This is a genomic window from Bacillota bacterium, from assembly GCA_023511835.1.
Lineage (GTDB): Bacteria > Bacillota > Sulfobacillia > JAIMAT01 > JAIMAT01 > JAIMAT01.
This window is the reverse complement of sequence record JAIMAT010000027.1, coordinates 1-22,402: the sequence shown is the minus strand read 5'-3', so window position 1 is coordinate 22,402 and position 22,402 is coordinate 1. Positions and strand designations below refer to the sequence as shown.

Here is a 22,402-nt window from a genome sequence, read left to right as displayed (position 1 = left end):
GTGCCCCCCGACCCCGCCCGCGCCGCGCTGGAGGAGCGCGTCGCCCGCGCCTTCGACCCGCTGGGGCTCTTCGCGGCGCTACTCTGAGGCGTCCGCCCGCCGCCCCCCTCAGACGGCCGCCCCCTCCCCGGTGCCCGCCTGCGTCGCCGCCGCGGCGAAGCGGTCGCGCAGCTCGCGCTTCAGGATCTTGCCCGAGGCGTTGCGGGGCAGGTCGTCCACGAAGAGCACCCGCTTGGGAACCTTGAAGGGCGCCAGGCGCGCCCGCGCGTGGGCGATCAGCTCCTCCTCGCCGGCGCTGGCGCCCTGCTTCAGGACCACCACCGCCGTCACCGCCTCGATCCACTTGGGGTCCGGAAGCGCGATGACCGCCACCTCGGAGACGGCGGGGTGGGTGTAGAGCGCTTCCTCCACCTCGCGGCTGGCCACCAGCACGCCGCCGGTGTTGATGACGTCCTTCACCCGGTCGACCACGTAGAGGTAGCCCTCCTCGTCCAGGTAGCCCAGGTCGCCGGAGTGGAACCAGCCGCCGCGGAAGGCTTCCTCGGTCTCCTCGGGCTTCTCCCAGTAGCCCACCATCAGGTGCGGCGAGCGGTGGACGATCTCGCCCAGCTCGCCCGGCGGCCGGTCGCGCATCTCTTCGTCCACCACGCGCGTCTCCACGTGGAAGGCCGGCCGCCCCGCCGAGGCCGGGCGCCGCTCGTGCTCCTCCGGGTGGAGGACGGTGGCCAGCGGCGCGATCTCGCTCTGGCCGTAGCAGTTGTAGGGCCCGGCGCCGGGCAGGCGGCGGCGCAGCTCCTCCAGCACGGGGACGGGCATGATGGAGGCGCCGTAGTACAGCTTGCGCAGCGAGGTCAGGTCGTGGCGGTCGAACTCCGGGTGGCGCAGGAAGTTGATCCAGACCGTGGGCGGCGCGAACATCGACGTGATCCGCTCGCGCTCCACCAGGGGCAGGCAGAGCTCGGGCGAGGGGGCGGGCAGGATCAGGTTGGTCCCTCCCACCAGCAGCCCCGGCATCAGAAAGACGTGCATCTGGGCCGAGTGGTAGAGCGGCAGCGCGTGCAGGGTGCGGTCCTCGGGCTTGAGGTCGAGCTCGACGATGCAGCTCAGGTACTCGGCCAGGAGCGCCCGGTGGGTCATCATGGCGCCCTTGGGCGCGGCCGTGGTGCCGGAGGTGTAGAGGAGCTGCACCACGTCCCTCTCGCTCACGCCGTCGTCCGGTTCGCCGCCGGACCACCGCCCCTCCAGCGCGGCCTCGAGGAGCTCCTCCATGGGGCCGGCGATCTCGACACCGGCCTCCGCCCGCACCTCCTCCGCCTTGGCCGCCAGCTCGGCGTCGTAGTAGAGCCCGCGGCTCCGCGACTGGCGCAGGATGTAGAGGAGCTCGCCGCCGGTCAGCATGTAGTTGACGGGCACGTGCACCAGGCCCGCCCGGGCGCAGGCGAGCCAGGCCAGGACGTAGGTGTCCGAGTTGCGCGCGTAGACCGCCAGGCGGTCGCCGCGGGCGAGGCCGCGTCCGCGAAGGTAGCCGGCCAGCCGATCGACGGCCGCGTCCAGCTCCGCGTAGCTCCAGCTCCGCCCGCCGAAGCGGAGCGCCTCCTTCTCCGGGAACCTCCTCGCCGAGCGGCGCAGGGCGTCGCCGATGGTGTTGCGGATGGCGCGCCCGATCTCGGGGCTGCTCCGGCTTTCCAGTGGAACCCCCTCCCCTCGCCGGCCGGCCGCCGGCGCCCGTCGGGGATCGCCTGGCCGGCCCTGCCGCGCGTGAAACGGCCTTTCACGCTTGGTCGGGCTCCTTCGCCTCCCTCCCGCCCGTTCCTGCCGGACGGGCGGCCGGCCCCGCGCGCCGGCCAGGGGCGGAAGCCCGGCGCAGGCGGCGCGGACGGGACGGCTGCCGTACGAACCCCGGCCGGCCCGGGGGCTCAGGTGGGCCGGACCGCCCCGCGCAGGCCGGCGGCCAGCTCCTCGGGCGTCCAGATCATGTACGGCTCCTGGTAGAGGTGCTGGAGGCTGGAGATGTCGCTGGCGCCGAGGCGCGGCGCCAGGTAGAGCCGCGGCGAGAGACGCAGATGGAGCCAGAAGTCGTCCCGCTCCCCGGCGGCGGGGAAGAAGGCCAGATTGAAGCTGGAGACGCCCCGCCCGGCCAGGTAGCGGAGCGCCTGGACCAGGCGCTCCGCCAGCTCGGCGACGGCCTCCTCGGGCAGCTCCGCCAGCGTCGACCGCCCCGGGAAGACCACCAGCAGGTCCGAGAGCGGGCCCTGCGAGACGAAGGCGGTCAGCCAGACGCTCGCCCGCCCGCGGGCGACGAAGCGCTCGCCCAGACGCTCCTCGGCCTCCACCAGCTCCGCCCAGTAGGGCCGCCCCGCCGGAGCGGCCCAGCGCCGGCTGGCCTCCAGCTCCTGCTCCAGCGCGTTGCCGGGCGTCTCCGTGAGGAAGGCCTGCAGGTGCGGATGGATCTGCGTGCTCCCCGAGGGCGGCATGTAGTTCCAGCTGACGAGCCCGTAGACCTCCCCCCTCCCCCCGCGGGCGCGGCGAAAGTACTCGGCGCAGGCCAGGAAGCCGTCCGCCAGCCGCTCCGCGCGGAAGCCGCCGAGCGGCACGTGGTGCTCGCGGGTGAGGACCGCCACCGCGCTCTGCTCGTCGTAGGGCGAGAGGTTGGGGAAGAGGATCGCCTCGCCCCGGACGAGCCTGCCCTCGGGCAGGAGGTCCGGCGGGAACTTGGGCGTCACCTCCGCCACCCGCTCCGGGCAGAAGGGGCAGAGCGGCCGCGTCGCCTCCGCCGCCGGCCCGAAGTCGGAGGGCCTGAGCTCGAACCCCAGGAAGTGGGCGACCCGCGCGCTCCTCCCCGTCAGCGGGTCGCGCCGCATCTCCGTGCGGATCTCCCGCTCCCGGTAGCCCTCCCGCGGGTCCAGGTAGCGCGTCACCTTCTCGCGCCGCTCGAAGCGGATGGCCATAGGCCGAACCCTCCCCCCGTGACCCGGCCCGGCCGGGGCCGCGCCCCCTGCGGGCGGGCGCTCCTGTCAGGAGTCGATTCCGCGCCGGCCGGCCCTCCCCTGCGCCGGCCATGCGGACGCGGGCAGCGAGGGAACAGCGGGTGGCAAGAGCCGCTCGGCTTCCGGGCAAGTGCCTTTCTGCCGGTACGGCCGGCCTCCGCAAAGCGGGGCCCGGCATGGCGGCAGTTGCTTCGGCTCCGGGACTTCCCCGGCCAGTGCGTTTGCAGTCATCCCGGTCAGAGACGGTGGCCGCGGTCGGCCACGGCGGGCCGGTTGCCGACGGCTCCAGCCACACGCCCGGTGCCCTGGGCGACGGAAGGGATAGAATGAAAGCCGGTGGTGCCGATGCGCTACGTCGTCGTTCTGGAACGTTCGGACTCCGAATGGTTCGCCTACGTGCCGAGCCTGCCGGGCTGTACAAGCTCCGGGCGCACACAGGGCGAGGCGCTGGAAAACATCAAGCAAGCGATCCAGCTCACGCTCGAATACCGCAAAGAGCATGGATTGGACATCCCAGCTGGGAGGGAGTCGCTCGCCGAGGTGGAAGTGTAGGTGCCACCGCTGCCGCGACTGACAGCCTCTGAATTGCGCCGGGCGCTTCATCGTCTCGGCTTCGTCGAGGACCGGCAGCGCGGCTCCCGCCTCATCCTGCGCTGCCGGGACGATCCCGGCCGGTACGCTGTCCTCCCGGTGCATTCCCGCGGCGTCATCCCGCCGGGAACGCTGCACCATATCCTGCGAACGGCACAGATCCGCCCGGAAGACCTCTCCGAGTAGACGAGCCGACACTCCCGCGCCGCCGAGCCGAGTTTCGTAAGCATAGCCCAGGAACCGCCGGGAGTTCGCCTCTTCTCGAGAGCAGCCCGGGAGCGAGGATCCGTCCTCTCCGACCGCGGCCGACGGCGAGCCGGTGTTCGGCCCGGCGGTCCACCAGCACCCTAGCCGGCCGGCGCCACCCCGCCCGCCGCATCCCCGCTCAGCGCCAGCCGGCGGATGGCCTCGGCCACGCCACCCTCCGCGGCGGCCGCCACCCGCATGTCGGCGGCCCGCGCCACCTCCGGCGCGGCGTTGGCCACCGCCACGCGCAGGCCGGCCGCCTCGAAGAGGGCGAGGTCGCTCTCGGCGTCGCCCACGGCCAGGATCTCCTCGCGGCGCACGCCCAGCAGGCCGGCGATGCGCCGCAGGGCGGCGCCCTTGCCGGCGCCCTCGGGGATGGCCTCGAAGTACTCCGGCCCGGTGCGCACGAAGCGGACGCCCGCGGGGGCGCCGGCGGCCAGCCTCCGCTCCAGCGCCGCCGCGCCCGGCGCCCCGGCCGGGAGGAGCGTCAGCAGCTTGACCAAGGGCTCGCCGGCCAGCGCGGCGCGGGCTTCTTCCGCGGAGGCGACGGGCTCCGGCTTGGGCTCGCCCATCTCCACCACCCGCCGGGCGAAGCCCGTCCCCTCGAAGCCCAGCGCCAGGATGCGCGCGGGCGCGTAGAAGGCGACCGGCAGCCCCGCCGCGCCGAGCCGCGCCGCCGTCGCCCAGGCCGCCCCGGGCGGGATGGCGTGCAGCACCTCCCGCTCGTCCCGGGCGGGATGGTAGAGGCAGCCTCCGTTGAGGGTGGCGTGCGGGAGGTCCGCAAGCCCCAGCTCCTCCACCAGCCCGCGGATGGCGTGGTCGCTCTTGCCGGTGCAGAGGACGACGGCCAAGCCGGCGCGGCGCGCCGCCCGGACGGCACGCCGGTTGGACTCCGGCAGGCGGGAGTCGGCGTCGAGGAGCGTTCCGTCGACGTCGCTGGCGATCAGGCGGATGCGCATGCGGCAACACCTGCTGCGAAGGAAGCTGGGCGGTCGTCGCCCGCCCGCGGCGGGCGCGTGCCTCAGGATTCTCCCATATCGGCGCCGGCGCCGGAAGGCTCCCGACCGTCCTCTGCCCCGGGCGCCACGCCCGCCAGCCGCCGCCGCTCCTCGGCGGGCAGGCTCCCCCAGGCGCGGGCGAGCCAGCTCACCCCCGCCAGGAAGGCCCTGGCCTCCCCCGCCCTCGGGTCGACCCCCGCGAGCAGCCGGTGGAAGGCGGGCGAGTGGTCGAGGTGGATCGCGTGCGCCAGCTCGTGCGCCACCACCGACTCCAGCACCCAGCGCGGCATGCGCAGGAGCGTCGCGTGCAGACGGACGGTGCCGGTGGCGGCGCTGTAGCTCCCCCAGCGGGCGGCCTGGGTCCGGACGAAGAGGACGCGCCGGACCGCGGGCCTCGGCTCCGGGAAGCGGGCGGCCACGCGCCGCGCCAGTGCCAGGCCATCCGCCTCGCCGTTGAGGCGGCGCGTCTCCACCCGGCGGAGGAGCTTCTCCGCCAGGTCGCGCACCACGCGCATGAGCACGTCCTCGGGAAGGGCGGCGGGCGCGCTGACGCGGAGCTCGCTGCCCGCGAGGCGCGCGTTGACGTTCTTGACGGCCTTCCGCTCCACGCGGACGTGCAGGCGGGTTCCATCCACGTCGAGGACCAGTTCGCGGCTGCGGGTGGGGGTGCGGCGGCTCGTGGTCCTTCCTCCCTTCTAGGCCCAAGGATGGCAGGTAACTGGTGAACCCGAACGCCCACGGAACTCGGAGGGTTCCGGTTCAAGACCGCGGTTGGCCCGGAGGCTGGTGTTGTGCTGTACCTTCGTCGGTCGACGCAACCGCTCCTCCACCCCCACCGGCCCCGCTGCCTCGAGGAACTGGGAGCACTCTCACAGACCGTGCTACCACCGCTGTGCTGCGTTCGTCGCCGAAGGGGGCGCAGGATCCCCTGCTGCCAGCAACTCGCTCCGACGAGTTTCCTGGACGACAAGTCATGGCATCACGACGGCGCTTGTCGAGGTTCCTCGGAGTGGCCGGCTCGTCCCGGCTGCTTCACGTGGAACCGGCCCGTCCACGCGCTCCCTGGCCTGGGCTCAGAGCGGCACGATCCAGACCATGGCCAGCGCGGTCGCCGCCGTCAGCATGGCGCCGAGGAGCGTCACGGCGACGACCAGGAGCCGCAGGCTCGGCTCCCGCTCCCTCATGCCGAGCCAGCCGCCGAGCCCGACGGCCACAGGTCCGCGCCCAGCACGGCCCAGACGCCGGCTATCACCTGGCAGGGCGGAGGATCGCGTGAAGACGTAGCCGTACACGGTCAGGCGCGCCCAACGATCCGTGCCCGGAGGAAGGACGGCCCGTCCACCAGTCCTCCCGCAGCTTCCTTCAGCCGCTCGCGCAGGATGTCGTCCTCGTCATCGCCGCCGAAGACCGGGATGCCCCGAGCGCCGTCGGAGGGCTCGAACAGGTCGCCGGGCGAGCATCCCAAGGCGGCGCGCAGCCGGGCCATGGTCTCCAACCGGATGCCCTGCGCGTCGCCCTTGCTCGAGCGGCAACACCGTCTCCGTCCGCAGCCCCGTCAGCTCCGCGAGAAGGAGCTGGGACAGGCGGCGTTCTGCCCGAAGAATCGGAAGCCGCACCCTGATTCGCGGCCGACCGGGCATGGTGTTCGCCTCTGCATTGCGCTACACGTAAACAGGCGCGAACAATCGTCATCAGGCTGAACGCGGAGCGAGGGCAGTCGGTAGGATGGACCGGGAAGTACACGAACTGATTGAAGAGGCCAAGCGCCAGGGCTGGCGGGTTGACGACAGCGGCAAGCACGTCAAGGTATACCCGCCCGACAAGAGCCTCCCGCCGGTCGTCATCGGCAAGACGCCCAGCGACTGGCGGGCTTGGCGGAACAACGTGGCCCGGTTACGGCGGGCGGGCCTGAAATGGCCACCGGAGAAGTGAGGAGGGGAGCCATGCGCGAGTTCTCGGTCGATCTGACCACGCGGCTTGAGACACCGCCTGGAAGCAGCCGCGAGGAGGCAGCCGAGTGGGCGTCGCAGCTGCTCTCCGCTCTGGAGGGCGAGCGGCGGGCGCTCGGGCCCGTGACGTGGGGCCATTTCGACCCGCCGATCCTTGGCGCCAAGTTCGACGTGGAGGCGGAAGACGCCGACGTCGCCCTCAGGGAGGCTCGCTTGATCTTTCAGCGCGCCATGCGGAAGATCGGCCGCCGTGACCCGCTGGACCTCGTGGAGATCCAGGTCGAGGAGGTCGCCCCAGAGGAAGCCGCCGCCTCTGTCTGACAGGGGCTGCGTCCCATAGGAGAGGCCAGGCAGCCGCCAGCAGACGTGTGGACAGGGGCCCCCACGGATGTGGGCGGCTTCGATGTAAAGGGAAGCATCGCAGCCCTTGAGCAGCGCGGGAAGCAAGTTCACGAGGGCTGTCTTGGCCTTGCCCTTGCGCTCGTCTCCGTAGCGGCTTCCGGGAAAGGGAGCAAGGAGTGCACGAACGCGGCGCCCACCGTACGCCGGAGCAGGAGGAGGCTTACGAGTCAGCGGTAGGCAAGGTGCTTGGCCGACAGGAACCGTTCGGCCACATCGTGGAGACGCTGCCCTTGGCGGCGGCGCCTCTCTCTGTTCACGCTGCCCCGGCACGGGTGCGCGGACGGCCTGGGACCGGCACAGCACGGCCGCTGCTGGAGTACCAGCCATACGCTCAGGCGTTCTCCGCCGTCGCCGGCACTCCTTCGACCGTCCGGGGCGGCGCCTCGGCCTCCTGCTCCCCCTCCGCCGCGCCCCGGTCCACGAACCGCCGGTACCAGAGCTCCAGCATGAGGAGGGCGAAGACCTGGCGCGCGGCCAGCGAGTCGGCCCGGGAGGCGGAGCCGGCGACGGGGCGGGTGGCGCGCCGGACGAGGCGAGCCACCTCGCGCGGGTCGAAGAGGCCGCGCTCGGCCAGGCGCCAGTCGAGGAGCAGGTCCTCGACCAGCGGGCGCAGCTCGTCGCGGAGCAGCGCCTCTACGGGGGCGGTGAAACCGAGCTTCCTGCGCGCGAGGAGCGGAGCGGGCAGCAGGCGGGCCGCGGCCCGGCGCAGGACGTGCTTGAGCGCGCGGCGGCGGACCTTGAGGCGGCTGAGGATGCGGGCGGCCAGCTCGACCACGGCGTGGTCCAGGAAGGGGACGCGGAGCTCGACCGAGTGCGCCATGGAGAGCTTGTCCGCCTTGAGCAGCGTGTCGTTGGGGAGCATGCAGGCGACGTCCAGCTCGAGCATCCGCGCCACGGGGTCAAGGAGGGGGGCGGGCTCCGCTTCCTGCCGCACCGCCCGGGCGAACTGTTCCCGGAAGGCCGGCGAGTAGAGCCGCGCACGCGCCGCGGGGGCGAAGGTGCCGCCGACGCAGCGGTATCAGGCGTCGACCGGGAGGAGTGCCCGCCACACCCAGTTGCGCCCGGGAAGGCCCGCTGGCAGGCGCTCGAGCCAGGCCGCGAGGCGACGGCGAAGCGGGGCGGGCAGGCGGGTGAGCGGGGGGAGCGCGGCGGGCGCCTGGTAGACGGCGTAGCCGCCGAAGAGCTCGTCCGCGCCCTCGCCGGAGAGGACGACGCGGCCGTGCGCGTGGACTTCCTCGCTGATCCGCTCCAGCGGGAAGATCGTCGGGTCACCCAGCGGCTCCTCCAGCGCCTCGACGAGAGCGGGGAGCCTCTCCGGCAGCGTCGCCGTCTCCACCACCATCTCGTGGTGGCGGGTGCCGAAGCGGCGGGCGAGCTCCCGGGCTTCCTCCAGCTCCCAGAAGCCGGGGAGCGGCTCCCCCTTGCGCGCGAAGCCCAGGGAGTACGCGTGGAGCGGCTGCCGGTTCCGCGGCGCGGCCAGGGCGAGGAGCGTCGCCGAGTCGAGGCCGCCGCTGAGCAGGAGCCCGACGGGTACGTCGCCCTGCAGGTGGAGGGCGACCGACTCCTCCAGCGCGGCCGCGAGCTCGGCTACATACACGAGCTCGGAGGCGGGGTCCAGCGGCTTCGCGGGCGGCAACTCCCGGGAGGGCTCGGGCAGCCTCCAGTAGACGCCTTCCCGCGCCCGGCCCTCGCGGACAACCAGGAAGCGCCCCGGTTCGAGGATCCGGATGCCTTCGAAGAACGTCTCGCCGCCGGGCACGAAGCGGTAGGCCAGGTAGTCGTCCAGCGCGACCAGGTTCGGCCGGACCTCGACGCCCGGGAGCGCCAGGAGCGCCCGGATCTCCGAGGCGAAGGCGAAGCCGAGCTGCGGCGAGGCGGTGTAGTAGAGCGGCTTGATCCCCAGCCGGTCGCGCGCCAGGAGGAGCTGGCGCCTCCGCCGGTCCCAGACGGCGAGGGCGAACATGCCGCGCAGGCGCCGGAGCGCGCTGACCTCCTCCTCCTCGTAGAGGTGGACGATCACCTCGACGTCGGTCCGCGAGCGGAAGCGGTGGCCCCTCGCCTCGAGCTCGCGGCGCAGCTCGCGATGGTTGTAGATCTCGCCGTTCGCCAGCACCAGGACCGTACCGTCCTCGCTGGCCAGCGGCTGGTGCCCGCCGTCGAGGTCGACGATGGCGAGGCGGACGAAGCCGAGCGCCACGCCCGGCTCGCCGTGGAGACGCTCCTCGTCCGGGCCGCGATGGGCCATGCGCCGATCCCGCACAAGTCGGTCCGCCGTCTCTCCTTCCGGGGGCAACTTCCTTCCGGGTTCGCAGACGTTCCAGAGTCTAGCACCCCTGTCTGAAGACGGCATGAGAACGGTCGGCTCACGGCCGCCGCCCGTGCCGCCGGCGCCGGAGTCACGCCCCGTTCTCATCCGCTTTTCAGAAGCAAGCGCGAAGATGCTCCTGGGCAGACGGGTCGGACGGGAGGGGCGCTCATGCGGCTCTTGCTCGTGGAGGACGAGGCCGATCTGGCGAACGCCATCCGGCGGAGACTGCGCGAGGCGGGGTACAGCGTCGACTCTCTGGCCGACGGCGAGGAAGCGCTCGCCGCGACGGCCACCGTCGACTACGACGCAATCATCCTCGACCTGCGCCTGCCGGGGTTGAGCGGCCTCGAGGTTCTGCGCACCCTGCGCCGCCAGGGGCGGGAGACGCCGGTCCTGATCCTGACGGCGCTGGGGGCGCTGGAGGACCGCGTGGAAGGGCTCGACGCCGGTGCGGACGACTACCTGGTCAAGCCCTTCGCCTTCGAGGAGCTCCTCGCGCGCATCCGGGCGTTGCTCCGCCGGCAGGGTGCCGGACCGCGGAGCCTCGTCCTGGAAGCGGGGCCCATCCGCCTCGACACCGTCCGGCGAGACGTGACGGTCCACGGCCAGCCCCTCTACCTGACCGCCAAGGAGTTCGCCCTGTTGCACTACTTCCTGAGGAACCCGGATCGGGTCCTGACCCGCTCCCAGATCGCCGAGCACGTCTGGGATTACGATTACACGGGCATGTCCAATGTCGTCGATGTCTACGTCGGCTACCTGCGGAAGAAGCTGGGTGAACATGGCGAGCAGGGGCGGATCGAGACGATCCGAGGTGTCGGCTACCGGCTCCGGAGCCAGCCCGATGGTCGGTAGCCGCCGGCACCTGCCCATCAGCCTCCGCCTGACGCTCTGGTATGCGCTCCTCCTGGCGGTGACCGTGGTCGCCTTTGGCGGCTTCCTCTACGCGGAGACGCTCAACCGCGCCATCGCCGAGGGGGCGGCGCTGCTCCAGGCGGAGGCGACCCAGATCGCGGCCCAGGTGGACGTGCGGAACGGTCGTCTCTTCCCCCCGCAGGACCTGGGCGATCTTCCTCCCGACGCCTACTTCGCCCTCTACGGCCCGGGCGGCCGGCGCCTCGCGCTCCACGGGCCGGCGTGGGCGGTACCCGTAGCCGCCGAGGAGGTCGCCCGGCGTCCGGTCCGCTACTCGGTGCAGGGACAGGACTGGATGGCCATCCGGCTCCCGTTGGAGGAAGACGGCCGCCCGATCGGCTCCCTGGTGGTCTTCCGCTCCCTGGAGAGCGCGGAAGAGTCGGCTCAGCGCCTGCTTTGGCTGATGGCGCTCGCCCTGCCCGTGCTGCTCGTCTTCTCCGGTGCGGGCGGCTACTGGCTCAGCCGGCGGGCGCTCGCCCCCATCGATCGGGTGATCCGCACGGCTCGCGCGATCCGCGAGGGGGACCTCTCGCAGCGGATCGGGCTTCCTCATGCGTCGGACGAGCTGGGGCGCCTGGTGGCGACGTTGGACGAGATGCTCGACCGCCTGGAGGAGTCCTTCACCCGCCAGCGCCAGTTCACCAGCAACGCCTCCCACGAGTTGCGCACGCCCGTGGCCGTCGTCCGGGCCCAGGCGGAGGCCGCCCTGGCCGAACGCGAACCGCAGGCCTGGCGGTCGGCGCTCCAGGTCATCCGGCGCGAGTCCGAACGCATGAGCGTCATGCTGGCCCAGATGCTGGAACTTGTGCGCGGCGACGCCAGGCACAGGGAGGGTGCCCAGGAGCCCATCGACTTGAATGCCCTCGTCGAGGGGACGGCTGCCTCCTTCCAACCGTTGGCCGACGAGGCCGGTGTCCGGCTGAGCGCGGAGACGCCCCCCGAGCCGGTGATCCTGCACGGCGACCAGAGCGCCCTCACCCAGGCCCTGGTCAACCTGGTGCAGAACGCGCTCGACTTCACGCCCCGTGGCGGCCAAGTGCGGATCTCCACCCGCGTGGACCGCGAACGCGGGGTAGCCGAGCTGTCGGTCGCCGACACGGGCGTCGGCATTCCGGAGGAGGACCGACCCCACATCTTCGAGCGCTTCTACCGCGGCCACAACCGGCGCCAGGCGGACGTCGAGGCGAGCCCGACGCGGCCTGCGGGTGGTGCGGGGCTGGGCCTTTCAATCGTGCAGCAGGCAGTCGAGATCCTGGGCGGCAGCGTCGAAGTGGAGACGGCCGTCGGCCGCGGGACCACTTTCACTCTGCGCCTCCCCCTCCAGGAACCGCCGCGAGAGGCAAGCCCTCGCCTTCCCCGAGGTGGCAGGCGTGCGACCCGGCCAAGCTGAGAAAAATCTCACGACCGGCTCACGCCCACTTCATCCCAGGCCGCCAAGATCGACTCGGGAAGCGGAGGGCGCCCAGGGCCAGAGGGTCTCCGCGGGAACGCCGGACCGCTTCCGGATCGACTGAACCCGCTGGAAAGGAGTGGTTTCTATTGGTCAAGCGCTGGATCCGGGTGGGCGCAGCCGCTCTGCTCGTCGCCGGTCTGACCGGCGGCGGAGCCCTGGTGGCCAAGGCGTCGGCCGTCACCGTCCCCCCTTCGTCGACGGCGGCGCAGGCCGCCGCCGCGCCGGCTGCACCAAGCGTCGTGCCACCCGCCGGCTCCTCGACCCAAATCCAGGAGAGCGCCGGCCCGCAGGTCGGCCAGCAGGTCGAGCAGCAGATCGAGCAGCAGGTCGGCCCGCAGGGCGGCGGCGCTGACGCGACGGAGCCCGGGGGCACCGACCGCGAGCTCGCGCAGGAGACGCCTGAGAAGGCCGGCGCCGCCGAGGTCGAAGAGGCCCCCGCAACCGAGGCCGACCACGACAACGTTCAGCTCGAGCAGCAGGGCCAGCACTGACCGGGCGCGAAGATCGGATGGGGGCTGACCGAACGCGTCGCCGGGGCCTGGGATCCCTCCCGGGCCTCGGCCCTTCCGCGTCGTGGCGCGGACGTGCGAACGACTCTACTCGGCCTGCTCCCTCCTCCGGAGGGTTTGCAACTGTTGGCGCATTGATCAAGCTATCTCCTGTTTTGTGATATTCTGTTCCCATGAAGCTCTCCGAATGGGCGAGGCGCAACGGGGTCTCCTACAAGACGGCCTGGCTCTGGTTCAAGAAGGGCGTCCTGCCGGTTCCGGCCCGGCAGCTTCCGACCGGCACGATTCTGGTCGACATGCCGAACCGGGAGGAGAGGGGCGCGGTGCTCTACGCCCGCGTCTCGTCCGCCGACCAGAAGGCGGACCTGGACCGCCAGGTGGCGCGGCTGGCCGCCTTCGCCGCCGAGCAGGGGATCCGGGTGGCGAAGGTGGTCGCCGAAGTGGGAAGCGGGCTGGACGGGCACCGGAAGGGGCTTCTGGGCGTACTGCGCTCGCCCGAGTACGGGGCCATCGTGGTGGAGCACCGGGACAGGCTCGCCAGGTTCGGGTCGGAGGCCATCGAGGCCGCGCTGGCCGCGTCGGGGCGGCGGCTGATCGTGATGGAGCCGGACGAGAGGAAAGACGACCTCATGCAGGACATGATCGACGTGCTGACTAGTTTCTGTGCCCGGCTCTACGGCCGCCGCTCGGCCCGCCACCGGGCGGAGAAGGCCGTGGCTGCGGCCTGCGAGTCATGAGGGTGCTCCAGGCGTACCGCTTCGCGCTGGATCCTTCTCCTCGCGCGGCCCGGGCGCTGGCGTCGCACGCCGGCGCGCGGCGCTTTGTCTTCAACTGGGGCCTTGCTCTCGTGAAGGAGCGCCTGGAGGCCCGCCGCCGGGGCGAGGACGTGGAGGTGCCGTGGACGCTTCCGGCCCTCCGCCGGGAGTGGAACCGGCAGAAGGAGGCCGTCGCCCCCTGGTGGCGGGAGAACTCGAAGGAGGCGTACTCCTCGGGGCTCGAGGGCCTGGCGAGGGCGCTCCGGGCGTGGTCGGAGAGCCGGAAGCGACGGCGGAAGGGTCGCAGGGTGGGCTTCCCCCGCTTCCGAAAGAAGAGCCGTGGCCGGGAGTCGGTCGGCTTCACCACCGGCGCGATCCGGGTGGATGACAAAAGCCACGTCGTCCTGCCCAGGATCGGCCGAGTGCGGACGCACGAGCCGACGGCGGCGCTCCTGGCGAGGGTCGAGGCGGGGGAGGCCCGCATCCTGCGCGCCACCGTCTCCCGAGAGGGCGGGCGGTGGTTCGTGAGCTTCACCTGCGAGGTGGAGCGATCTCCAGGTCAGCCCAAGTGGCCGGACGCCGTCGTCGGGGTGGACGCGGGGATCCGCCACCTGGCCGTCCTCTCCACCGGGCAGAAGGTGCCGAACCCGCGGCCGCTGGAGAAGGCGCTCAGGAAGCTCGCCCGGCTGAACCGGGAGCTGGCTCGGCGGAGACCGGGGAGCAAAAACCGGGAGGAGACGCGGAGGAAGCTCGCCCGCTTTCACGCCCGCGTCTCCCGCATCCGCCGGGACGCCATGCACAAGCTCACCGCCCGGCTTGCCCGCACTTACGGGACCGTGGTGGTCGAGACGCTGAACGTGGCCGGGATGCTGCGGAACCGCCATCTGGCGCGGTCGGCAGCCGACACGGCGATGGCGGAGCTGCGACGCCAGCTCGCGTACAAGAGCGTCTGGTACGGGTCGCGCCTGGAGACCGCGAACACGTTCTACCCGAGCAGCAAGACGTGCTCCTGTTGCGGTGCGGTGAAGGAAAGCCTGCCGCTGTGGGAGCGGACGTTCCGGTGCGATGCCTGCGGTCTCGCCCTGGACCGGGACGAGAACGCGGCGCGGAATCTTGCGGCCCTTGTGACCGCCGTCGCCGGGAGTGGCCCGGAGACGCAAAACGCCCGTGGACGGGGTGTAAGACCTGCGCCAGCGCAGGCGGTCCCGGAGGAAGCGGGAAGCCGGCGGCGCGAAAGCGCGTAAGACCGGCGCCTCCGCCCGGCAACGGGCGGATGTCGGGAACAGATTTCGATGTTCTCGGCAACGGTTCCCCTGGCAAAGTCCTCCCGCAACGGACTGATCTGGCCTTGTCTGATCTTTCTTGACTTTTACCCCGCGTGGGTCCAGGATGGGCTCACCAGCTTGGTACAGAAGGAGGTGACCCCGGGTGCCCGCACTGCGCGAACCCGATCCGGACGACCTCTCCCGGGCGATCAGCGGCGCCGCCGAACGGGTCGGCCCCGCCGTCGTCCAGATCCAGAGCCGCCTCGCCGGCGCCCGCGGGCGCGGCGGCCAGGGCCTCGGCTCGGGCGTCCTCTGGCGGCAGCCCGGGCTGGTGCTGACCAACGCGCACGTAGTGGACGGCGCCCGCGCGCTCGAGGTGAAGACGTACGACGGGCAGGGCTTCCTGGGCCGGGTGGCGGGCGCCGACCCGCTCTACGACCTGGCCGTGGTCCGCCTGGAGGGCCTCCTCGAGCCGCTGCCGACGGCGGAGTTCGCCTCCGCCGCGCGCCTCCGCCCCGGGCGGCTGGTGATCGCCGTGGGCAACCCCTTCGGCCTCTCCTGGACGGTGACGGCGGGCGTGCTCAGCGCCAGCGGGCGCTCGCTGCCCGTCGCCCCGGGTGTGGTGCTGGACGGCCTCCTGCAGACCGACGCCGCCATCAACCCGGGCAACTCGGGCGGCGCGCTGGCGACGCTGGACGGGCGCGTGGTCGGCATCAACACCGCCGTCCTCGCGGCGGGGCAGGGGCTGGGCTTCGCCATCCCCGCGGACATCGCCCTGCCCCTGGCGGAGCAGCTCGTGCGCGAGGGGCGCGCCTCGCACCTCTGGCTCGGCCTCGAGGCGGAGGAAGCGGTCCTCCCCCCCTCCCTGGCCCGCGCCCTGGATCTGCCGGCGCACCGCGGCGCCCAGGTGCTCTCCGTGGCGCCAGGAAGCCCCGCCGAGGCGGCCGGCCTCCAGCCGGGCGACCTCATCTACGCCGTGGACGGGCAGGCGGTGGCGTCGGCCGCCGAGATCCGCGCGCACCTCGCCGGCCGGCGCCCGGGCGAGCGGCTGGCGCTCTCCCTGCTCCGCCACGGCGTGCCCGTGCGGAGCGAGGTGCGCGTGGCCGAGCTGCCCTTCGTGCCGCGCTGACGGGCGCGGGATAGCCGCGCCGCAGGGGGTCTCCCGGAAGGCACGGCACGGGATGCTATCATGATGGGACTTTGGCCACCATGATGGCGGTCCGTGCACCGTTGCCAGGAACATAGCAACCTGTTCCTGACATCCGCCCGTTGCCAGGCGGAGGCGCCGCCGGCGAACCCCCGCGCGAGGCGCCTCTCCGAAACGTAGAAACTCAGAAGTCCACGTGGTCCGGGTCGGGTCCGATCCGCTCGCCGCGCTCCAGGGAGGCCAGCGCCTCCATCTCCTGCTCCGAGAGCTCGAAGTCGAAGATGCCGGCGTTCTCCTCGATCCGCTCGCGGCGGACCGACTTGGGGATGACGACGACACCGCGCTGCAGGTTCCAGCGCAGCATCACCTGCGCCGGCGTCTTACCGCGGGCGGCGGCGATGCGGCGGAGGGTCGGCTCGTCGGAGAGCCGGCCGCGCATCAGCGGCGCCCAGGCCTCCAGCTGGATGGCGTGCGCGCGGCAGAAGTCCAGCAGCTCGCGCTGCTGGAGGCGCGGGTGGCACTCCACCTGGTTGACCATGGGCGCCACTTCGGCGCCGGCGAGGAGATCCTCCAGGTGGTGGATCTGGAAGTTCGAGACGCCGATCGCCCGCGCCCGCCCCTCCCGGTAGAGGCGCTCCAGGGCGCGCCAGGTCTCCTTGTAGCGGCCCGGGACGGGCCAGTGGATCAGGTAGAGGTCGACGTAGTCGACGCCGAGGCGTTTGAGGCTCGCCTCGAAGGCGCGCAGCGTGGAGTCGTAGCCCTGCTCCGAGTTCCAGACCTTGGTCGTCAGGAAGACTTCCTCGCGCGGGAGGCCCGAGGCGTGCAGCGCCCGGCCCACCCCGCTCTCGTTGCGGTACATGGAGGCGGTGTCGACGGCGCGGTAGCCTAGCTCCAGCGCCACGCGCACCGCCTCTTCCACCTCCGGGCCTTCCTCGGCCCGGTAGACGCCCAGGCCGAGCCAGGGCATCTCGATGCCGTTGGCCAGCCGGGTCCGCTCTGCGATGCTTCGGATCAAACGGCCTTCCTCCTCATGTCGGGCAGAGTCGGCGGCGCCGCGCCTCTCGCGGGCGCGGCGGGGGTCCTCCCGGGAGGCGGTTCCGGCTTTGCCAGCATGCTGGCAGAACCGCCATCATGATGGCGCTTCGTGCACCGCCTTCCGGAAGGGTCGCGCGCGGGACGCCGGTGCGAGACCCCAGTGCGAGCCCGCCTCGCCTCGCCTTATGGCCCCGCCGGCCGCGGCGGCAGCCGCCGGGCGACGAAGTCGGCCGGGGCCGCGAGCGCCGGCTCCAGGCCGCGCACCGCCACCGCGCTGACGAGCGCCACGCCCAGGCTGCCGAGGATGTCGCTGGGCCAGTGGACGCCCAGGAAGAGCCGCGCCAGACCGATCAGGACGGCCAGCGCCAGGGCCAGCGGCGCCAGGCCGCGCGGCCGCGCGGGCAGGGCGTAGAGCGCCAGCGCCACGGCGAAGCTGAGCGAGGCGTGGTCGCTGGGGAAGGAGCTGTCTGCCGCGTGGCGGACCAGCGGGTGGATCAGCGCCGGTGCCACCACGAAGGGGCGCGGCCGGTACCAGGCAGCCCCCACGACCACGTTCAGCACAAGCGCCAGCGCCCCCGCGGCCGCCGCCAGGAGCAGGCGGCGGCGGCGCGCCGTCTCCTCCGCCCCGGCGAGCGGATAGGCGAACCAGGCGACGAGCAGGAGCGGCGCGTAGAGGACCGGACCGTACTGGCCCAGCCAGCTTCCTGCCGCGTCCAGCAGCGCGGAGCGGCCCGCCAGGCCGTGGACGGCCAGGAGGATCGCCCCGTCCAGACCGTGCACCGGAAGCCTCACCTCCCGACGCCCGCGGGTCCTCCCCCGCGAGCGCTCGCGTACGCCCGCCAGTCTACCGCGCCACGGCCCGCGCCCCAAACCGCGCGGCGGCCGGCAGGAGTTCGGGCGGCGCGCGCCAATAGGGCCGGAAACCGGCCGCAGGCGAGCCTGGCGCGCCGTTTCCGAGGAGGAATCGCCCCGTGGCGAGACGCTACTTTCCCGACCGCGTCCACTTCCGCTGGGACAAGAGGCTGGAGCCGGTGCTGACCATCGATCCCGGCGACGTGGTGGTCTACGACCTGCGCGACGTGACCGACGGGCAGATCGGCCCCGACTCCACCGCCGAGGTGCTGGGGAGGCTCGACTGGGATCGCGTCTACGCGCTGGCCGGGCCGCTGGCCGTCCGCGGCGCCGAGCCGGGCGACACGCTGGAGATCGAGGTGCTGGACCTGCATACGCGGGGCTGGGCCTGGACGGGGACGATCCCCGGCTTCGGCCTCCTGGCCGAGGACTTCCAGGAGGCGCACCTCTACATCTGGGATACGAGCAACGGGCGGAGCGCGCGCTTCCTGGACGTGGCGGAGATCCCGCTCAGGCCCTTCTGCGGCACCATGGGCGTCTCGCCCGACACCGCCGAGCCGCTGCCCATCATGCCGCCGGGCCACTTCGGCGGGAACCTGGACATCCGCGACCTGACCGTGGGCAGCCGTCTCTACCTGCCGGTGCAGGTGCCGGGCGCCCTCTTCAGCGTGGGCGACCCGCACAACGCCCAGGGCGACGGCGAGGTCTGCGTCTCGGCCATGGAGGGGCCGCTGGTGGGCGCCTTCCGCTTCCGCCTGCACAAGGGGCGCCGCATCCCCGGCCCGCAGTTCGAGGTCTCGGCACCGCTGCGCGCGCCCGACGAGCGCTACTTCGTCACCACCGGCGTCGGCCCCGACCTGATGGAGGCGGCCAAGGAAGCGGTGCGCGCCATGGTCGACCACGTCGCGCGCGAATACCGGATCGAGCCCGTCGACGCCTACGTCCTCGCCAGCGTCACCGTCGACCTGAAGATCTCCGAGGTGGTCGACCAGCCCAACTGGGTGGTCTCGGCCTACCTGCCGCTCTCCATCTTCGGGCGGCGCTAGGCGGCGGCCGGCCGGCGCCACGGCCGGCCCGGCCGGCGGAAAGGCGGCGGGCGGCGCGGGCTCAGCCGCCCGCGCTCCGCCTCAGAGCTCCTCCAGGCTGCCGAAGGTGTAGCCGCGGGCCTCCAGCTCGCTCAGGATGCGGTCCAGCGCCTGGGCGTTGGCGCTGGAGACCGCGTGGAGGAGGAGGACGGCGCCGGGGTGGACGGCGGAGGTGACCGTGCGGAAGGCTTCCTCGGGCGTGGGCTGGCGGTCCGTCTCCCAGTCGCGGTAGGCGAAGCTCCAGAAGACCGCCCGGTAGCCCAGCTGCCGCGCCACGGCCAGCGTCCGCTCGCTGAACTCGCCCATGGGCGGCCGCAGGAAGCGCATCCTCTGCCCGAAGCGCTGGCGGAAGGCCGTCTCCAGGCCGCGGATCTCCGCCGCCGCCTCCTCGTCGGCGAGCGCCGGCAGGCTGGGGTGGCTCAGCGTATGGTTGCCCACCACGTGGCCCTCGCGCAGCATGCGCGCCACCAGCTCCGGCTCCCGCTCCAGGTAGGAGCCGGTGATGAAGAAGGCGGCGCGGACGCCGTGGGCCTTGAGCGTGTCGAGGATGGCGGGGGTGGTGCCCGCCTCGTAGCCCTCGTCGAAGGTGAGGTAGACGACGGGCCGGTCGGTGGGCCCGAGGTAGATGGCGGCGTAGCGGTCGGCCAGTGCCTGCTCGCGCCGGCCGAAGGAGGGCGCCTCGCCGGCCTGTCCGGGCGTGAAGTACCAGCTGAGCCGCGTCCCGTCGAGCGGCGCGGCGGGCGGCTGCGTCGTCCCCGTGGCCGGGGAGGGGCCATCGGGCGGAGCGGCTCCTGCGGGGCCGCTCCCGGGGGTCTGCACCTCGCCCGTGCCGCCCGTGCCGCCCGTCCCCCCCGGCGTCGCCGCCGGGGCGCCCGTCCCCGGGGAGGTGGCGCCGCCGGCGGGGGGCGCCGCCGTCTCCGCCGGCTCCGCCGCCCCGGCCGGCCGGGAGGGGCCGCTCGGCACCGCCTTCCCCGCGCCGCCCGAGGCCTCGGGGGGCGCGGAGCGGGCGCAGCCGGCCGCCGCCGGGGAGAGCGCGACGAGGGCGGCGAGGGCGAGAACGAGGAGGGCCGGGTTCCGGCCGGGGAGGCCCGCCAGCGGGCGGCGCATGCGAGAGACCTCCTTGCCTCCGGGTGCAAGTCCATTCTCTCAGGCGGAAGCGGCGCCGGTCCATGGAAATCGCTCCATGCGCGCGGCGTCCGTGCGGGCGGGGAGCGCGGGGCACCGTCGCGCGCGGGACGGTGGGGCGCGGGGGCAGGAGGCGGGGAGGGAGCCGGTCGAAGAGGGGAGGGCCGGAGCCGGGAGGGCTTCCTCGCGCGCCGCCGCGGGCGGCCGGGCGCTCCTCCCCGGGGCCGGACCACGGGCGGAAAGGAAGGAGAGCGTGAAGGTCTTCGTCTCCGTCGACATGGAGGGCGCCTCCGGCGTCGCCTCGCACCACGACGTCGAGCCGGGCGCGCGCCACTACGAGCAGGCCCGCCGCTGGATGACCGCCGACGCCAACGCCGCCGTCCTCGGCGCCTTCGACGCGGGGGCGACGGAGGTGCTGGTCAACGACTCGCACGACGGCATGCTCAACCTGATCCTGGAGGAGCTGGACCCGCGCGCCGAGGTGATCCGCGGCAGCCTCAAGCCGCTGGCCATGATGGAGGGCATCCAGGAGGGCTGGGACGCGGCCCTCTTCATCGGCTACCACGCCATGGGCGGTACGGCGGCGGCGGTCCTCGACCACACCATGTCCGGCCGCCGCTTCCACCACGTCCTCCTGGACGGTCGCCGCGCCACCGAGGCGGAGCTGAACGCCGCCCTGGCCGGCGAGTTCGGCGTGCCGGTCCCGGTGGTCAGCGGCGACGACAAGCTGGCGCACCAGGTGAAGGCCTTCCTCGATCCGGTGGAGACGGTGGTGGTGAAGCGGGGCCTCGACCGGGAGGTGGCGCGGGTGCTGCCGCCCGCCGTGGCGGCGGAGCGCATCCGCGAGGCCGTCCGCCGCGCCCTGGGCGAGCTCGGGCGCTACCGCCCCTACCGCCCGGCGCCCTTCCGCACCGCGCCGGACGGCCGGCCGCTCCACCGCCTGGAGGTGGAGTTCCAGCAGACGGACATGGCCACGGTGGCCAGCTGGATGCCGCTAGCCGAGCGGACCGGCGACCGCTCCGTCGCCTGGGAGGCGCCCGACTTCGCCACGCTGACGCGCATCCTCTCGCTGCTCCTGGAGATCGGCTGAGGGGCGGGCGGCCCGCCCTCCCCCGGCCCCCGCGGCGGCGGCGCACGGCGCCCCGGATCGGCTCCGCGGCCGCCGCGGCGCCGCCGCCCGCCGGGGCTCACTTCGGCAGGTGGAAGACCACCGTGCGCAGCTCGGTCATCTCCTGCATCGCGTAGCGCGGCCCCTCGCGGCCGATGCCGCTGCCCTTGACGCCGCCGTACGGCATCAGATCGGCGCGGTAGGCCGAGGAGTCGTTGACGATGACGCCGCCGAACTCCAGCTCGCGCGCGGCGCGCATGGCCACCTCCAGGCTCGACGTGAAGATGCCCGCCTGCAGGCCGTAGGGCGTGTCGTTGGCGTAGCGGAGCGCCTCGTCCAGGGTGTCGTAGGGCGTGACGGTGACGATGGGGGCGAAGGCCTCCATGCAGACCACCTTCATCTCCGGCGTCACGTCGAGGAGGATGGTGGGCTCCAGGAGCGCCCCCCGGCGGCGCCCGCCGGCCAGGACGCGCGCGCCCGCCTCCACCGCCTCGCGGATCCAGCCCTCCACCCGCTCCGCCTCGCGCTCGCTGATCATCGGCCCCACGTCGGTGGCCGGATCCTCCGGGTCGCCCACCACCAGCTGGGCGGTGACGCGCTCGAGCCGCTCCAGGAAGGGTTCCAGCACCGGCCGCTGGACGTAGATCCGCTGCACGGAGATGCACTTCTGCCCCGCGCTCAGGAAGGCCTGGCGGGCCAGCCGGTCGGCCGCCAGGTCGAGGTCGGCGTCGCCGTGGACGATGTTGGGCGAGTTGTTCCCCAGCTCCAGCGTCACCCGCTTGAGCCCGCTCCGCGCCTTGATCTGCTCGCCGACGGCGGCGCTGCCGGTGAAGGTGACCAGCGCCGGGCGCGGGTCGGCCACCAGGTAGTCGCCCACCGGCGAGCCGGGACCGGTGACCAGGTTGATGCGGCCGGCGGGGACGCCCGCCTCGCTCAGCAGCTCCACCAGGCGGATGGCCGTCAGCGGCGTGGCGCTGGCCGGCTTGAGCACCACCGTGTCGCCCGCCGCCAGCGCGGGCGCCACCTTGTGCGCCACCAGGTTGAGCGGGAAGTTGAAGGGGCTGATGGCCGCCACCACGCCGATGGGGACGCGCATGGCGAAGGCGAAGCGCCCCTCGGAGCCCGGGTCGGCCTCGATGGGGACCAGCTCGCCGGCGATGCGCTTGGCTTCCTCCGCCGCCACGGTGAAGGTGTTGACGGCCCGACCCGCCTCGGTCAGCGCCTCCTTCAGCGGCTTCCCCGCCTCGCGGGCGATGAGCCGGCCCAGCTCCTCGCGGTGCGCCTCGATCAGCTCGGCCGTCCGCAAAAGCCAGGCCGCCCGCTCGCGCGGGCTCGGCCGCTGCTCGCGGAAGGCTCGCTCGGCCGCGTCGACCGCGCGGCGGACGTCCTCCCGGCTGGCCACGCCCACCCGCGCCAGCGTCTCGCCGGTGTACTTGTGCTTCACCGGCATGGTCTCGACCGCCGCCTCCCAGCGCCCGCCGATGAAGAAGCCGTACTCCGGCACGGCCTCCGTCGCCGCCTGCGCCGCAGCCCTGGCCTCGGCGCTCCCGCCTGAAGCCGCCATGGTCGACCGACCTCCTCTCCCCTGCTTGCGCGGGCGGCCGGACCGCGGTCCGGCCGCCCTGGCGTCATTCTGCCGCCCGGGACGGGCGGGCGGAAGCACCCGGGGGAG

General features: G+C 73.3%; 23 protein-coding genes. 12 read left to right on the top strand and 11 right to left on the bottom strand.

Translation table 11 applies throughout. From position 1 onward, the window contains the following. Nucleotides 1-108: 108 nt before the first annotated feature. Nucleotides 109-1,665 (bottom strand): acyl-CoA synthetase, encoded by a 1,557-nt coding sequence (locus tag K6U79_06035; protein MCL6521921.1) that lies wholly within the window; start codon nt 1,663-1,665, stop codon nt 109-111. Nucleotides 1,666-1,916: 251 nt separating this feature from the next. Then, a complete protein-coding gene (locus K6U79_06030; protein ID MCL6521920.1) occupies nt 1,917-2,948 on the bottom strand; it encodes a hypothetical protein in 1,032 nt (343 codons plus the stop codon). 384 nt (nt 2,949-3,332) lie between these two features. Between K6U79_06030 and K6U79_06025 the strand changes: the two genes are divergently transcribed. Continuing rightward, nucleotides 3,333-3,539 carry a type II toxin-antitoxin system HicB family antitoxin gene (locus K6U79_06025; protein MCL6521919.1) on the top strand — a complete coding sequence of 69 codons (207 nt, stop codon included), beginning with the start codon at nt 3,333-3,335 and terminating at the stop codon, nt 3,537-3,539. Then, nucleotides 3,540-3,764 (top strand): type II toxin-antitoxin system HicA family toxin, encoded by a 225-nt coding sequence (locus K6U79_06020; protein MCL6521918.1) that lies wholly within the window; start codon nt 3,540-3,542, stop codon nt 3,762-3,764. It abuts the gene before it with no gap. 161 nt (nt 3,765-3,925) lie between these two features. On the opposite strand, the gene K6U79_06015 is transcribed toward K6U79_06020, so the two are convergent. The 3 genes from K6U79_06015 to K6U79_06005 all read right to left on the bottom strand — a co-directional run bounded on the left by K6U79_06015 (nt 3,926) and on the right by K6U79_06005 (nt 6,317). Further along, nucleotides 3,926-4,783, bottom strand: coding sequence for a Cof-type HAD-IIB family hydrolase (locus K6U79_06015; GenBank protein ID MCL6521917.1), 858 nt, complete (start codon nt 4,781-4,783; stop codon nt 3,926-3,928). Nucleotides 4,784-4,845: 62 nt separating this feature from the next. Further along, a complete protein-coding gene (locus tag K6U79_06010; protein MCL6521916.1) occupies nt 4,846-5,469 on the bottom strand; it encodes a M48 family metallopeptidase in 624 nt (207 codons plus the stop codon). Nucleotides 5,470-6,116: 647 nt separating this feature from the next. Next, nucleotides 6,117-6,317, bottom strand: coding sequence for a hypothetical protein (locus tag K6U79_06005; protein ID MCL6521915.1), 201 nt, complete (start codon nt 6,315-6,317; stop codon nt 6,117-6,119). 230 nt (nt 6,318-6,547) lie between these two features. Here K6U79_06005 and K6U79_06000 point away from each other — a divergent pair, with 230 nt between their 5' ends. Together K6U79_06000 and K6U79_05995 are read left to right on the top strand one after the other, a co-directional pair. Next, the gene (locus K6U79_06000; protein MCL6521914.1) at nt 6,548-6,754 is read left to right on the top strand and encodes a hypothetical protein; all 207 of its coding nucleotides are present in this window, start codon (nt 6,548-6,550) and stop codon (nt 6,752-6,754) included. Nucleotides 6,755-6,765: 11 nt separating this feature from the next. Beyond that, nucleotides 6,766-7,092, top strand: coding sequence for a hypothetical protein (locus tag K6U79_05995; GenBank protein ID MCL6521913.1), 327 nt, complete (start codon nt 6,766-6,768; stop codon nt 7,090-7,092). A gap of 412 nt (nt 7,093-7,504) precedes the next feature. Here the strand turns inward: K6U79_05995 and K6U79_05990 are convergent, their stop codons facing one another. Both K6U79_05990 and asnB read right to left on the bottom strand, forming a co-directional pair. Continuing rightward, nucleotides 7,505-8,107 (bottom strand): asparagine synthase C-terminal domain-containing protein, encoded by a 603-nt coding sequence (locus K6U79_05990; GenBank protein MCL6521912.1) that lies wholly within the window; start codon nt 8,105-8,107, stop codon nt 7,505-7,507. An 84-nt stretch (nt 8,108-8,191) separates the two neighbouring features. Continuing rightward, nucleotides 8,192-9,466, bottom strand: coding sequence for an asparagine synthase (glutamine-hydrolyzing) (asnB, locus tag K6U79_05985; GenBank protein MCL6521911.1), 1,275 nt, complete (start codon nt 9,464-9,466; stop codon nt 8,192-8,194). Between the two features lie 183 nt (nt 9,467-9,649). Here asnB and K6U79_05980 point away from each other — a divergent pair, with 183 nt between their 5' ends. The 6 genes from K6U79_05980 (at nt 9,650) to K6U79_05955 (ending at nt 15,507) form a co-directional block, all read left to right on the top strand. After that, the gene (locus tag K6U79_05980) at nt 9,650-10,336 is read left to right on the top strand and encodes a response regulator transcription factor (protein ID MCL6521910.1); all 687 of its coding nucleotides are present in this window, start codon (nt 9,650-9,652) and stop codon (nt 10,334-10,336) included. Then, on the top strand, nt 10,326-11,786 hold the full coding sequence (locus K6U79_05975) for a HAMP domain-containing protein (protein ID MCL6521909.1): 1,461 nt from the start codon (nt 10,326-10,328) through the stop codon (nt 11,784-11,786). Before K6U79_05980 ends, K6U79_05975 begins: the two co-directional genes overlap by 11 nt. Before the next feature lie 149 nt (nt 11,787-11,935). Next, the gene (locus K6U79_05970) at nt 11,936-12,340 is read left to right on the top strand and encodes a hypothetical protein (protein ID MCL6521908.1); all 405 of its coding nucleotides are present in this window, start codon (nt 11,936-11,938) and stop codon (nt 12,338-12,340) included. A 191-nt stretch (nt 12,341-12,531) separates the two neighbouring features. Continuing rightward, on the top strand, nt 12,532-13,095 hold the full coding sequence (locus tag K6U79_05965; protein MCL6521907.1) for an IS607 family transposase: 564 nt from the start codon (nt 12,532-12,534) through the stop codon (nt 13,093-13,095). Continuing rightward, nucleotides 13,092-14,357: an IS607 family element transposase accessory protein TnpB gene (gene tnpB, locus K6U79_05960; protein MCL6521906.1), complete on the top strand. Its 1,266-nt coding sequence runs from the start codon at nt 13,092-13,094 to the stop codon at nt 14,355-14,357. The genes K6U79_05965 and tnpB overlap by 4 nt, the downstream gene beginning before the upstream one ends. A gap of 184 nt (nt 14,358-14,541) precedes the next feature. Continuing rightward, a complete protein-coding gene (locus K6U79_05955) occupies nt 14,542-15,507 on the top strand; it encodes a trypsin-like peptidase domain-containing protein (GenBank protein ID MCL6521905.1) in 966 nt (321 codons plus the stop codon). A gap of 202 nt (nt 15,508-15,709) precedes the next feature. Here K6U79_05955 and K6U79_05950 read toward each other — a convergent pair whose 3' ends face one another. Together K6U79_05950 and K6U79_05945 are read right to left on the bottom strand one after the other, a co-directional pair. Beyond that, nucleotides 15,710-16,492: an aldo/keto reductase gene (locus tag K6U79_05950; GenBank protein MCL6521904.1), complete on the bottom strand. Its 783-nt coding sequence runs from the start codon at nt 16,490-16,492 to the stop codon at nt 15,710-15,712. A gap of 251 nt (nt 16,493-16,743) precedes the next feature. Beyond that, complete coding sequence (locus K6U79_05945; GenBank protein MCL6521903.1) at nt 16,744-17,340, bottom strand: phosphatase PAP2 family protein; 597 nt, start codon at nt 17,338-17,340, stop codon at nt 16,744-16,746. A 191-nt stretch (nt 17,341-17,531) separates the two neighbouring features. Here K6U79_05945 and K6U79_05940 point away from each other — a divergent pair, with 191 nt between their 5' ends. Further along, complete coding sequence (locus tag K6U79_05940) at nt 17,532-18,458, top strand: acetamidase/formamidase family protein (GenBank protein MCL6521902.1); 927 nt, start codon at nt 17,532-17,534, stop codon at nt 18,456-18,458. An 81-nt stretch (nt 18,459-18,539) separates the two neighbouring features. Here K6U79_05940 and K6U79_05935 read toward each other — a convergent pair whose 3' ends face one another. Continuing rightward, nucleotides 18,540-19,604, bottom strand: a complete 1,065-nt coding sequence (locus K6U79_05935; protein ID MCL6521901.1) for a polysaccharide deacetylase family protein — start codon at nt 19,602-19,604, stop codon at nt 18,540-18,542. Between the two features lie 271 nt (nt 19,605-19,875). Between K6U79_05935 and K6U79_05930 the strand changes: the two genes are divergently transcribed. After that, a complete protein-coding gene (locus K6U79_05930; protein MCL6521900.1) occupies nt 19,876-20,712 on the top strand; it encodes a M55 family metallopeptidase in 837 nt (278 codons plus the stop codon). Between the two features lie 97 nt (nt 20,713-20,809). Here the strand turns inward: K6U79_05930 and K6U79_05925 are convergent, their stop codons facing one another. Further along, a complete protein-coding gene (locus tag K6U79_05925) occupies nt 20,810-22,294 on the bottom strand; it encodes an aldehyde dehydrogenase family protein (protein ID MCL6521899.1) in 1,485 nt (494 codons plus the stop codon). Between the last annotated feature and the right edge of the window lie 108 nt (nt 22,295-22,402).